Below are 12,151 nucleotides of genomic sequence, written 5' to 3'. Positions count from 1 at the left end.
TGTAACCGGGCGTTACACCGCATAAGAAAAGAGAAGACGAGAATTATTTTAAATACAGAGAATTCCTACATAAAAGTAATGAGTTCTCCGCTAGCTTGCGTTCTTTAACCAGGGGGGAACAGCAAATGGCAAGTCACGGTTACATGAGCATTTCGGGCAAAAGCCAAGGCTTGATCTCGGCAGGCTGTTCAACTGCGGAGTCCATTGGCAATAAATGCCAAATCGGGCATCGCGATGAAGTCATGGTGCTCTCCTTCAATCACACCATGTTGAATCTGGGCAACCTCGACCGAGCCACTCATCAACCCATCGCGATCGTAAAAAACATAGACAAGTCGACCCCTTTGCTGGCGCAAGCCCTGACCAATAGAGAGATCCTTGAGTGCAAGATCAACTTTTACCGAACTTCGCCGATGGGCGTTCAGGAGCGTTTTTTTACCGTTGATATATCGGGTTGTATTTTGACGGAGCTGACGCTGGTCATGCCCCATGCCACGTTGGAAAACGATGCCGACATTCAAGAAGTCATGGCCCTGAGTTATCGAGAGATTTGCTGGATGCATCATATCGCCGGCACCAGTGGCTACAGCAGTTGGGATGAGGACAAATGAGGCCTGATAAATCGCAGCATTCATTGGCAGACGATGAAGTGAGGGCGTTAGATCAGGCGGTGAATCTTTTGACGAATCAGGCCTGTACGGTTGGGATACAGCGACTCAAAAATTTGTCTGTTCGCTTGCAATTTAATCGAGACATAACGGAGTACACACGGGGTATTGTTCAGGACGTTTATAGCGGTAAGAAAAGCACCGCACAGGGGCTTGAAGCCATTAACAAACAACGCAGTGCGCTGATTAAGCACACCTTACTGGACCAAACGTTATTAGGGGTGGGCATTGCGGCTGGAGGAATGCAAATCGCCATGGGTGGAGGCATTTGTTATTTCTCGGCAGGTACCTTGTGTTTAGGCATAGGGGCGCCACTGATGCTTCAGGGCGGGAATAATATTTATGAAAACGGTCGTAATCTTTTATCGGGACGCTCCGATACGCAAGGCCCCATCCGAAAGGTCTATCACTCTGTAGCCAAAGCAGTGGGCGGGACAGAGCGAGAAGGCAATATTGCTTATGGCGTCGTGGATTTGGCAGGGTCTGCTTATGGTGCGGGAAGGTTGGTGTTAAAGCCTGAATCGTGGAGGTTGTTCAGGCATATTCGTTCTGATTATCTTTATGGTTATCAGCGAAATACTGTAGGTGGTGCCGCAATTGGAAAGGTCTCAGATGTAAATACATTGCAGACATTATTCGAGTATTGGGGGGCGGATGAATAGCTATTTATTCTATGTGGTCTTTGTTTTTTTAAGTTTGATATGTTACTTGCCATCCTTTTGGGCAAGTTTTGCATGGTCGGGAGATGATAATGACGCGCTCAAGTTTTACGGGGTTGCGATGCTTAATATCTTTTTTATAGGTATTCATGTCCTTCATGCGAAGACGGGGTATTTACCCATCATCGATAAAAATACAAGTTATGGAGCGCAGTGGTTCTCTTTCTTTGTCGCCATGGCCTATGTGTTCTCTCTCCCTGGAGGAAAGAAAAAACACATGTGGTTCACACGTAGAAAGTTCTGATTCGTCTTCGCAACTAAAGGGAATTAAAAGAGGATCGTTCGATATGTTTACCCGGAATGAACCTGAAGGTCGTAAATCCTGCATTTGATAAACCCTATAAATCGTGTGAGGCTGGGCATCCCCAATGCGGTGTGGTTGTGAGCATGGTTGTCAAAAAGGCTGAGTGTCCCAGTCCTGAATCGCCGCAGCGCCATGCGCTCCTTTCTGAGAGCTGCCTGGGTTTTCTTCTGCCCGCCCATAATCTCTGCCCCCTCCCTTCGAAACTGGCCTTCTGGGCTTTGTTTCACTGTCGACATGCCCGCCCGCCGGATACCCGTACATTCCGTTAAGTCTTGAACGTCTGTTACCCCTCAGGGTTGCAGTCACGGCGTGCCTTTACGCCTTTCAGATATGAATTTACGAGTATTGCCATGAGTACCACGACTGCGTTTGCTGCCCTGCAAGAAGCCCAGAGCTTTCTGTCGGATAACCCTGATATCGAAATGTTCGAGCTGTTTATCCTCGACAACAACGGTGTGCCACGGGGCAAGTTGTTGCACCGCGATGAATTGCTGGAAATCTATAAGAGCGGGCGCCCACTGCCGAGCACTATCCTGGGCCTGGACATCAATGGCGATGATGTCGAAAACACCGGGCTGGTCTGGGACGTGGGCGATATTGACTGTCGCGCGTATCCCATCAGTGGCAGCTTGCAGCGCATGCCGTGGCGTTTGATACCCACGGCGGCGGTACAAGTCAGCATGCACCCGCAAGAAGGCATGCCGGCCACTGTGGCCGATCCTCGGCATCTGTTGTCCAAAGTTATCGAGGGGTTGAAGGCCGACGGCTATTACCCGGTAATGGCGGCTGAGTTGGAGTTTTATCTGCTGGATCGCCAGCGCGACAGCAATGGGCGACCGCAACCGGCACGGGACGTAGACGGTCAACGTCCGCGTGCCACTCAGGTGTACGGACTGCGAGAGCTGGAGCAAATCGAACCGTTTTTGGCGGATCTGTACAGCGCCTGCAAGCTGCAAGGGATTCCAGCCCGCACGGCCATTTCTGAATACGCGCCGGGGCAGGTGGAAATCACCCTTGAGCACCGCAACGACGCCTTGCAAGCGATGGATGAAGCCGTACGTTACAAGCGCCTGGTCAAAGGCGTGGCGCATAAACACGGGATGCTTGCCTGTTTTATGGCCAAGCCCTTTGATGACTTGGCGGGCACAGGCATGCATATGCACGTGAGCCTGGCCGATAAAGACGGCAACAACCTGTTCGCCAGTGAAGCGCCTGACGGCACACCCTTGCTGCGCCATGCCGTAGGCGGGATGCTCAGCACCTTGCTTGATTCATTGCTGATGTTTTGCCCGAATGCCAATTCGTACCGCCGTTTTCAGAGCAACAGCTATGCGCCGTTGGCCGCGACCTGGGGGGTCGATAACCGTACCGTGAGCCTGCGAGTTCCGGGAGGTCCGGCGTTTTCGCGGCATATCGAACACCGAATTTGTGGCGCTGACGCCAACCCCTATTTGGCGGCGGCTGCGATTTTGGCGGGAATCCATCGGGGTATCCGCGAAGAGCGTGATCCAGGTGCGCCGGTAGAAGGCAATGGCTATGCGCTGACCAGCGAAAGGCTGCCGACCGATTGGTTGACCACCTTGCGGGCATTGGAAGCCTCGCATTGGGCGAAAGAAGCCTTTGGCCCTGAATTTCTGAAGGTTTATCTGGCGGTCAAAAATGCCGAGTATCGGCAGTTTATGGGGCAAGTGGGGGAACAGGATTGGCGTTGGTATTTGCATCAAGCGTAAGGGGAGAGGCTAGCGGCAAGCCTCAAGTAAGAGCGGATCGGCTTCTAGCGTGCAGCCAGATTTCCCGATCTGGCTTTTTCGTGACATTTTTTTCACTGGACCACGGTTAACCTGCTCGCAGAACATCAATAAACCTACGAGTCAGCGGGCATGTCCACTCAGCCACCGTCCACCTTTGAGCTTGAATTCGCCGAGCGCTATGGCCGCGAACATGCGCAGGTCTGCCGTGAAGTGCGCCCGCAAGGGTTGACCCGACGGTGGACCGCGTGGCGCGAAAATCAATTGGTACGTCGCGCCCTCAAGGTTGCCGGTGAACCGGGTCTGGTACTGGATATTGCTTGCGGCGCAGGGCGCTTCTGGCCTGTGCTGGCAGAACACGGCAATCGGGTGATTCTCGCTGCCGACTCTTCTCAGAGCATGCTCGATCATGCACAAACACATCATCCCGCGAGTTTGCTGGCCCGTATCAAGTTGTTCAAAAGCGCCGTGTTTTCTATCGACATGCCCGCTAACGCTGTAGACAGCATTTTTTGCATGCAGCTGTTTCACCACGTGCACAACGCTGAGCATCGTCTTGCCATCTTGCGCGAATTACACCGCGTGAGCCGCGATAGCCTCATCGTTTCGCTGTGTGTGGGACGTTCGTCGGAACTGCTCAATAACGCTCCACGGATTGTCGTACGCAAGGACGATGTGGAAGGGCAGTTTGCCGAAGCAGGCTTCAGCATCCTCAAACATTACGATGTGCTGCCCGGCCGCCGGCTGGGCAGTATTTATGTGTTAGTTAAAAAAGCCTAGTTCAATGCGTTGAAGATTTTGTACGCCAGTTCGATGCGTTCACTGTTGGGGTAATTTTTGTTGGCCAGGATCACCACGGCCTGTTTTTTAATGGGGATCAAGGCGATATAGCCACCAAAGCCAGAAGTTGACCCGGTTTTGTTCATCCATACAGCCTGTTGTGGCGCCATGGGCGGGTTCAGGGCCAGGGCGCCATTATTCTCGTAGGCCATTTTGTTTGAGTTGCCTGTCAGCAGGTTTTTCAGTGTGACCGGGTAGGGGTATTGCTCCCAGATCAAATCCTGGGTCATTGGCCCGATCTGGAAGTAGCCGGTGTGGGTCTGCGCAATGGCACGCTGGGTCTTGGGCTGGGGGTTGCCCAGCCCAATGTTAAGTTCGGCAAAATGAATCAGGTCATGCACGCTGGTTTTCACGCCATAAGCTTCATTGGCCAGTACGCCGGGATTGACTCTTACCGGCTGGTCATCTGAGTTGTAGCCCTGTGCGTACAGCGACATTTTGGCCGCGGGTACCTGCAAGTAACTACTGCTCAGACCCAATGCCGGAAACAGGGTGTTTTCCATCGCTGCCACAAAAGGCTGGTTCATGCTTTTGGCCGCAATCATTCCCAGCATGCCAATGCTGGGGTTGGCATAGCTGCGCTGTGTGCCGGAAGGGTAGATGGGCTTCCAGGCTTTCAGGTAATCCATCAATTGCTGCTCATTTTTCACGCTCTCGGGTACTTGTAACGGGAACCCACCCGCGGTGTGGGTTGCCAAATGCATGAGGAGGACTTTGCCGAAGGCACTGCCTTGCAGTTCAGGCAGATATTTTTCGACGGGATCAGTGAGGGAAAGCTGACCATTGGCCTGTGCATAGGCGGCCAAGGTGGCCGTAAACAGTTTGCTGATCGAGCCAACTTCAAACAGGGTGTCAGGTGTGACGGGTGCTTGGGTGGCTTTGGAGGCCACACCGAAGCTGTAGAACTGCTGGATGCCGTCATGGCTGACAGCAATCGCAAGGCCGCTAATGTCGTGAGCCTTCATGACCTCGGTGGCGGCTTGTTGCACGACGCTGTCCAAGGTTGCCGGCACAGCGTTTTCTGCGATGGCTGCACGGGTAAAAACACTGAGGCCAATCAGGGCGCAGGCGGCGAGTGACATTTTGGGGGGTGATAACATTCAGTTCATCCTCTTGTTTGTCGATCAGTCGCGCGTGTGCTTTCAAGGCGAGCTGATGGGGAGTGTCCCGTAACAGGCCAACGCGTGAGGTATCAAATTCCGTGTTGCCCGTTCGCCTGGCACCGACCTGCGTTGACACAGGTCGGTGAAACCTACCTGTAAAAATGTAAAAACTCATGCAGGTGGTTACTTTAATTTCTGTAGGTATTTTCGTCGTTTAGATTGTCAGTCATTACCCGATAAGGTCGGGCGGCGATATATACTGCGCGCCATTCTTCAAGGGAGAGCCGTGTGGCCATCGATATTCACTGGATTCGCGACAACGATAGCCTCGGCCAGCATTGTGCCAAATGGCAGCATTTGCCATTTGTAGCCCTCGACACCGAATTTATGCGGGTCGATACCTTTTATCCGATTGCCGGTCTTATCCAGATCGGTGACGGCGAGCGGGCTTACCTGATCGACCCCCTGACCATCGACAATTGGCAGCCTCTGGCCGCCTTGTTGGAGAACACGTCAGTGGTCAAAGTGCTGCACGCTTGCAGCGAAGACCTCGAAGTGCTGTTGCGTCTCACGGGCAGTTTGCCGGTGCCGTTATTCGACACCCAGTTGGCAGCGGCTTATCTCAATCTCGGTTTTTCCATGGGTTATTCGCGTCTGGTCAAAGAGGTTCTCGACCTCGACCTGCCCAAAGGCGAAACCCGTTCTGACTGGCTGCAACGCCCACTGTCGGACACTCAGATCAGCTACGCCGCTGAAGATGCCCTGCATCTGGCTGAAGTGTATGTGCTGTTGCGTCCGCGTCTGTCGGATGAAAAGTACGCCTGGGTGCTTGAGGACGGTGCAGAGCTGGTTGCCAATCTACGCCGCGAAGTAGACCCTTATGAGGTGTACCGTGAGGCCAAGCTGGCCTGGAAACTGTCACGGGATCAGTTGGCGGTGTTGCGTGAGCTCTGCGCCTGGCGTGAAAAAGAAGCCCGTGCCCGTGACCTGCCACGTAATCGAGTGGTGCGTGAACATGCATTGTGGCCTTTAGCCAAAACCCAACCCGACAATCTGGTGTCGCTGGCGCGCATTGAAGACATGCACCCGCGTACCGTGCGTCAGGATGGCGAATTTTTACTGGACCTGATCAAGCGTGCTGGCAGTCTACCGCCTGAACAATGGCCACCCGCTGTACCTGAACCCTTGCCGGTTGAGGCTGCACTGCTGATCAAACGCTTGCGCGCCGTTGGCCAGGAATTGGCCGAGCGTCTCAATATTGCGCCAGAGCTGATGCTGCGCAAAAAAACCCTGGAAGCGCTGGTAAAAAGTGGCTTTCCCAATGGGCCTTATCAATTGCCGGACTCACTGCGCGGATGGCGCCGTGAGCTGATGGGACAGGCGTTGCTTGATTGCCTGTCCTGCGCTGGAGAACCTTCTTGAAACGTATTTGCTCGATCTATCGCAGTACCAAACGCAACGAAATGTATTTGTACGTGCTCAAGGCCGATGCCCTGGAGCGTGTACCCGAAACCCTGATGCTGGCTTTCGGCAAACCTGTTCACGCGTTTGATCTGGTGTTGACGCCGGAACGCAAACTGTCGCGCGAAGACATTACCAAGGTGTTGGATAACCTGGAAACGCAGGGCTATCACCTGCAAATGCCGCCTGCCGAAGACGAATACATTGAGCACTTGCCCGAAGAGCTTCTACGTCGCAACGACCCTATGTAACGGCTGCCTCAGGTGCCCGGGCCCGGGCACCTGTCTCACATTGACTGAATTTGATTGACGGTGGCCGAGCGCGACGGGGCAAACCTGGGCGATGGGCGCTGACAGTGTTTTAAGAAGGTTTAGAAGCATGCGCGTCCTGATTGCCGAGCACGATTACCCCCTTTACGCCAAGCTCCTCCAACAGGCTGCACCGCAGCTGGACATACAAACCAGTGGCGATTCTGCGCAGCTGGCACAAATGGCCGCTGATTGCCCCGTGTGGCTAGGGCAACCCGATTTATTGGCGACCCTGTTGCGCCAAGGGCACACGCCGCAATGGCTGCAATCGACCTGGGCCGGAATCACACCTTTGCTGGCGCCAGGCCTGGGGCGTGACTATCGACTGAGTCGGGCAGTGGGTATTTTCGGGCAGGTCATGGCCGAATACGTGTTGACCTACATGCTGGGTCACGAACGCGAAGTGATGGCGCGGCTGGTCAGTCAAGTCGAGCGCAAGTGGGACAGCCGAACCGGGCAAAGCCTGGTCGGTCGCAAGGTGCTGATTGTCGGTGCTGGGGACATTGGTCAAACCGTGGCGCAGTTCCTGCTTCCGTTCGGAGTGCAGTTGTATGCCATCGCCAGCAGCGCTCGTGAACAGGCGCCGTTTAAAGAAGTGGCAACCCTAAGCGACTTGCCGCGACTGGTCGGGCAGATGGATTACGTCATCAATCTGTTGCCCAACACGCCGGACACCCATGACTTGTACGATGCCGAACTCTTCGCGTTGTTCAACCCCAACGGCGTGTTTATGAACGTTGGTCGGGGTGTGGCGGTAGTGGATGCCGACCTGGTTGAAGCATTACGTCTGGGCCATCTGGCCGGTGCAATCATTGATGTGTGCCGTCAAGAACCGTTGCCGGCCAAGCATCCCTTCTGGACAGCCTGGGGCTTGCTGTTGACCGGGCACAGCTCGGCACCGACATCGCCGCAGATGATGGTGCAACTGTTTGTCGACAATTTACGGGCGTTTCAAGCCGGTGAAACGACCTACGGCGAAGTGGATTTCGAGCGCGGTTATTGAGATTAAAGCCTGTAGGAGCTGCCGCAGGCTGCGATCGGCAGTGTAGCCGTCGTAAATTCAGAAACAGCGGTTCACACGGTGAACCGCAGGCTCAGTCATTGCGATCGGTTGTGCAATCGAACGCTGCCTGCGGCGTCTGCTACGGGTCTTACAAGCTGAAATCGCCCTCGGCGACCAGCGTGCTCAGCGGTACGCGCTGGCTGGGCACTTCTTTGGCTTGCAAGTAATCCACCAGGCTTGCCTTGTCACCCCGTTTGCCGATGGCAACCATGGCCTGGACCGCATAACCCTCAGGGATTTTCAGCTCCTGGCGGGCGCGTTCGTAATCCAGGCCACTCATGCCGTGGGTGTGCCAGCCGCTCAGGTGCGCTTGCAGCGCCAGATGACCCCAGGCAGCGCCTGTGTCGAAGGCATGGGTCGGCGCCGGCTTTTCTTCAGTGGTACCCGGTGCCGCAAACGTGGTTTTCGACACAATGACCACCAGCGCGGCAGCATGCTTGGCCCAACCCTGGTTGAACTCCACCAGCAAACTCAGGTAACGCTCGAACTCGGGGGTGCCACGCAACGCATACAAGAATCGCCAAGGCTGGGCGTTGTAGGCAGAAGGTGCCCAGCGTGCGGCCTCGAAAAAGCTCAGCAAAGTAGCTTTATCAATGGTTTCGTCGGTAAAGGCACGAGGTGACCAGCGTTGAGTAAATTGCTCGTCTATTTGATGTTCAGCAGTGCGGTTGGAAGCTGGCATTCACGTTTCCCGAGTGTGTAGGTGTCAGTGCAAAACTACTGTTACCGCTTCGATGTGACAAGTCCTGTTACACCGTCTGGCCCTAACACTTGGCTCGCGAGGCCTTGGGCACTAGACTGGCGGCCTTTTCCACTCCCCGATGTAGATGTTTGAGCCATGGCCGCAAAAGTTGAACCGTTCTGGATCCGCAAGACCCTCGATCAACTCGATCAAGAGGAATGGGAGTCGCTGTGCGACGGCTGTGGGCTGTGCTGCTTGCAAAAACTCGAAGACGAGGAGGACAACAGCGTTTACTACACGCGCATTGCCTGCAAGCTCCTCGACTTGAAAACTTGCCAGTGCACCGATTATCCCAAGCGTCGGGACACGGTCCCCGATTGCATTCAGTTGTCGCCTGGCAAGGCCGAATCGTTCAAGTGGCTACCGCCGACGTGTGGTTACCGATTGGTCAGCGAGCGCAAAGATCTGCCGTTGTGGCACCACTTGGTTTGTGGCGACCCTGATGCCGTGCATCACGAGCGTATTTCCCAATCAGGGCGCATGCTCGCCGAAGGCAGCGTGGCGGAAGAGGACTGGGAAGATCATCTGATTTTCCGCGCCGGTTAAGTGCCGGAGCGGTGGCCAAAGGAGTGTGTATGCCGCTGCGTTACCAATTATCTCTGGGCTTGGCACTGGTGATGGTCAGCAGTCTGCTGTGGGCCGCCAAAAAAGTGGACCTGGACTATCACGTGCGCCTGTTGCCGCAAAGCAATCAGGCGCAGGTGCGTATGACGCTGGCGGATGGCGCTGCGGTGCGTAGTCTGGATTTCGATTTGGGCGCTACGGGCAGCTACAGCGACTTTAAAGCCGACGGCCAATGGCAGCTCAGTCCGGACGCTACCCATAGCCGAGGCCTCTGGCATCCGACGCCGGGCAAAGCCAGCCTGTCCTACCGCGTGCGCTTGAATCAATTACGTAAAAACGGCAGCTTCGAGACGCTGATTACCCCCCAGTGGGCGTTGTTTCGGGGCGAACAACTGGTGCCACCGGCTGCGCTGGATCAGCAGGACGGCACAGAGTTGGTGTCGCGTCTGGAGTTTGAGCTGCCTGATGGCTGGAAGAGTGTCGAAACCGCGTGGCCACGCATCGGCAAGAACCGCTTTCGCATCGATGACATATCGCGTTTATTCGATCGGCCCACGGGCTGGATGCTGGCTGGCACGCTGGGCAGTCGCCGCACCACCTTGGGTGAAACCGAAGTCACTGTCGCCGCCCCGAAAGGTCAGGGCATGCACCGCATGGATGTGTTGACCCTATTGACGTTCGTCTGGCCGCACGTTCAAGCCGTGTTCCCGCGCAATCCCGCCAAATTGTTGATCGTGGGTGCCGCGAGCCCGATGTGGAAGGGCAGTTCGGCGTCACGCAATTCGATCTATCTGTACAGCGGCTTGCCATTGGTCAGTGAGAGCGGCAGCAGCCCATTACTGCGTGAAGTGGTTCAGGTGTTCAGCGCCATCAACGATGAGCCAGGGCATGTATGGATTGGCGAAGGCTTGAGTGAGTACTACGCCATAGAGCTGATGCGCCGTGCCGGTGGCATGAGCGACGAGCGTTATCAGGCGTTGCAACACAGGCTAAATACTGCCGGCAAGGGGGTGACCCGTCTTCGTGGCCAGCAGGTAAGCCCGGCCATGGTGGCGCGGGCCGTCACACTCATGCAGGCCCTGGACCGCGAAATTCGTTTGCAAACCCACAACAAACGTTCGCTTGATGATGTCAGCCAGGCGCTGATGCGCATGGGCAAGGTCAACACTGAGTCCTTTGTTCAGTTGAGCGAAAGTGTATTGGGTGCAGATTCTGAAGTACTGGACACGCCTCTTTTGCGTTAATCCGGTGAGAGTGGGCGGGCAATGGACGAAGCGCCCCGTCAACTCTGTCAACTAGGACGCCGGCATGTGTTTGCGCAGACTTAGGGCCCTTTACCGGAGCCTCTTCCTATGTCGGCGTTAAAAAATACAGAGCTGTATGAATACCGATTTGATCCGCTTGATCGATGCATTGGCTTTACCTCGGAAGGCCGAGGGTTAACGCAGCGCTTTTATCATCTCGATCGTGTCGCCACTGAAACTCAGAGCACTGGGCAAACCAGTGTATTCCGGTGCGATCACCAGTTATTGGCCCAGCAGTGTCTTGATCGCTCAACCTTGTTACTGGCCACCGATGTGCAAGGCTCAGTCATGAACGATTTGAGTAACCCCTTACACATCTCACAACGCTATACCCCGTATGGGTATCTTCATGACCCAAGCGTCGAGAGCAGTCTGCTGGGGTTTAACAGCGAGTGGCGAGATGAGTTGACCGGATACTACATGCTGGGCAATGGCTCACGTGTCTATAACCCTGGATTGATGCGCTTTTGCAGCCCCGACACGTTGAGTCCGTTCGACAAGGGAGGGGTTAATGCCTACGCCTATTGCTCAGGTGATCCGCTCAATTGGCAAGACCCCAGCGGCCATATTCGGTTGCCTGTGCGACTGACTTCTCTGGTGGCGTTATTGACTGCGGCGAATCCAGCTCAGGTGCCAAAGGCCATCAGCAAGGCGAAAGAGACCGTTACCCTGGCGTCTCAGGCCCTTGTCGGGAGTAAAAGTGTTCCGGATTTCACTTCGGCAGGACGTCAGATAATTCACAGCGCAACTTCAGAACAGCCTTTAACTCAGACCTTTTCCCGCGCCTTGTCTTTGGTGAACCACAATCTGGCCAGCCATGGCATACCCCTTGATCGCGCTGCGGGTGCGCACTACGGCGCTCTTGTGAAGTCTGTAGAGGGAGGGGAAATCCACAATTCGACCGCCCACTTCAAAGCGGCCCACCATTGGATGACCAAAACCTTTGGCCCTGAAAGGGTCGTCGGTGTCACTTTCAATGTAGGCGGTGGGTTACTGGCGGGTGCCCACGATGCCAAAGCGCTAAAAACAGGTAATGCCATACGTGGACTCTGACGTTCCCCATTGCCCAGCCTGTGGCGTCATTTGATACGCCGGTAATGCCTTGTTTCAGGGTGTAGAGAGTGTTTTTTACATTTTCTTTACGGCCCTGCTCCTGCTCAATCTCGATCCTTTACACCCTGACTCCTCACAATCCTCCTACACGCGGCGCATGCCGTTCTGGGGAGAGTTGTCATGGGTGTACTGGATGGAGTGTCACTGCTGCTGGCCCTCGGGCTGTTCGTTTACCTGCTGGTTGCGCTGTTGCGCGCAGATCGGAACTAGGAGC

Annotated in this window: 14 protein-coding genes; 12 read left to right on the top strand and 2 right to left on the bottom strand. The window is 55.0% G+C overall.

From position 1 onward, the window contains the following. Positions 1 to 125: 125 nt before the first annotated feature. The 5 genes from EQV93_RS10190 (at position 126) to EQV93_RS10170 (ending at position 4,219) form a co-directional block, all read left to right on the top strand. Positions 126 to 611: an Hcp family type VI secretion system effector gene (locus EQV93_RS10190; RefSeq protein WP_146383816.1), complete on the top strand. Its 486-nt coding sequence runs from the start codon at positions 126 to 128 to the stop codon at positions 609 to 611. Further along, positions 608 to 1,330, top strand: coding sequence for a DUF4225 domain-containing protein (locus EQV93_RS10185; RefSeq protein ID WP_240891491.1), 723 nt, complete (start codon positions 608 to 610; stop codon positions 1,328 to 1,330). The genes EQV93_RS10190 and EQV93_RS10185 overlap by 4 nt, the downstream gene beginning before the upstream one ends. Beyond that, a complete protein-coding gene (locus EQV93_RS10180) occupies positions 1,323 to 1,631 on the top strand; it encodes a hypothetical protein (protein ID WP_240891490.1) in 309 nt (102 codons plus the stop codon). The genes EQV93_RS10185 and EQV93_RS10180 overlap by 8 nt, the downstream gene beginning before the upstream one ends. Before the next feature lie 410 nt (positions 1,632 to 2,041). Continuing rightward, entirely contained in the window at positions 2,042 to 3,421 is a 1,380-nt protein-coding gene (locus tag EQV93_RS10175; RefSeq protein ID WP_240891489.1) for a glutamine synthetase family protein, read from the top strand. Between the two features lie 150 nt (positions 3,422 to 3,571). Further along, the gene (locus tag EQV93_RS10170; RefSeq protein ID WP_122784450.1) at positions 3,572 to 4,219 is read left to right on the top strand and encodes a class I SAM-dependent methyltransferase; all 648 of its coding nucleotides are present in this window, start codon (positions 3,572 to 3,574) and stop codon (positions 4,217 to 4,219) included. Here the strand turns inward: EQV93_RS10170 and ampC are convergent. Beyond that, a complete protein-coding gene (ampC, locus tag EQV93_RS10165) occupies positions 4,216 to 5,379 on the bottom strand; it encodes a class C beta-lactamase (RefSeq protein WP_240891488.1) in 1,164 nt (387 codons plus the stop codon). The two genes, EQV93_RS10170 and ampC, sit on opposite strands and share 4 nt — an antisense overlap. A 291-nt stretch (positions 5,380 to 5,670) precedes the next feature. Here ampC and rnd point away from each other — a divergent pair, with 291 nt between their 5' ends. The 3 genes from rnd (at position 5,671) to EQV93_RS10150 (ending at position 8,154) form a co-directional block, all read left to right on the top strand. After that, a complete protein-coding gene (gene rnd / locus EQV93_RS10160) occupies positions 5,671 to 6,804 on the top strand; it encodes a ribonuclease D (RefSeq protein WP_122784452.1) in 1,134 nt (377 codons plus the stop codon). Then, a complete protein-coding gene (locus EQV93_RS10155) occupies positions 6,801 to 7,094 on the top strand; it encodes a YcgL domain-containing protein (protein ID WP_122784453.1) in 294 nt (97 codons plus the stop codon). The genes rnd and EQV93_RS10155 overlap by 4 nt, the downstream gene beginning before the upstream one ends. Before the next feature lie 127 nt (positions 7,095 to 7,221). After that, positions 7,222 to 8,154: a D-2-hydroxyacid dehydrogenase gene (locus EQV93_RS10150; protein WP_122784454.1), complete on the top strand. Its 933-nt coding sequence runs from the start codon at positions 7,222 to 7,224 to the stop codon at positions 8,152 to 8,154. 148 nt (positions 8,155 to 8,302) lie between these two features. On the opposite strand, the gene EQV93_RS10145 is transcribed toward EQV93_RS10150, so the two are convergent. Further along, positions 8,303 to 8,896, bottom strand: coding sequence for a nitroreductase family protein (locus EQV93_RS10145; protein ID WP_122784455.1), 594 nt, complete (start codon positions 8,894 to 8,896; stop codon positions 8,303 to 8,305). Between the two features lie 156 nt (positions 8,897 to 9,052). Between EQV93_RS10145 and EQV93_RS10140 the strand changes: the two genes are divergently transcribed. From EQV93_RS10140 to kdpF, 4 genes are all read left to right on the top strand, one after another. Next, positions 9,053 to 9,502 carry a YcgN family cysteine cluster protein gene (locus EQV93_RS10140; RefSeq protein WP_122784456.1) on the top strand — a complete coding sequence of 150 codons (450 nt, stop codon included), beginning with the start codon at positions 9,053 to 9,055 and terminating at the stop codon, positions 9,500 to 9,502. A gap of 29 nt (positions 9,503 to 9,531) precedes the next feature. After that, positions 9,532 to 10,764 carry a hypothetical protein gene (locus EQV93_RS10135; protein WP_146383810.1) on the top strand — a complete coding sequence of 411 codons (1,233 nt, stop codon included), beginning with the start codon at positions 9,532 to 9,534 and terminating at the stop codon, positions 10,762 to 10,764. Positions 10,765 to 10,872: 108 nt separating this feature from the next. Beyond that, the gene (locus EQV93_RS10130) at positions 10,873 to 11,877 is read left to right on the top strand and encodes an RHS repeat-associated core domain-containing protein (RefSeq protein WP_240891487.1); all 1,005 of its coding nucleotides are present in this window, start codon (positions 10,873 to 10,875) and stop codon (positions 11,875 to 11,877) included. Positions 11,878 to 12,057: 180 nt separating this feature from the next. Further along, entirely contained in the window at positions 12,058 to 12,147 is a 90-nt protein-coding gene (gene kdpF / locus EQV93_RS10125; protein WP_146383808.1) for a K(+)-transporting ATPase subunit F, read from the top strand. Positions 12,148 to 12,151 lie beyond the last annotated feature (4 nt).

It is taken from the genome of Pseudomonas sp. TMW22091, from assembly GCF_022496705.1.
GTDB classification, from domain to species: Bacteria; Pseudomonadota; Gammaproteobacteria; order Pseudomonadales; family Pseudomonadaceae; genus Aquipseudomonas; species Aquipseudomonas saxonica.
The sequence above is the reverse complement of the archived record's forward strand: the minus strand, read 5'-3'. Positions and strand labels throughout refer to the sequence as shown.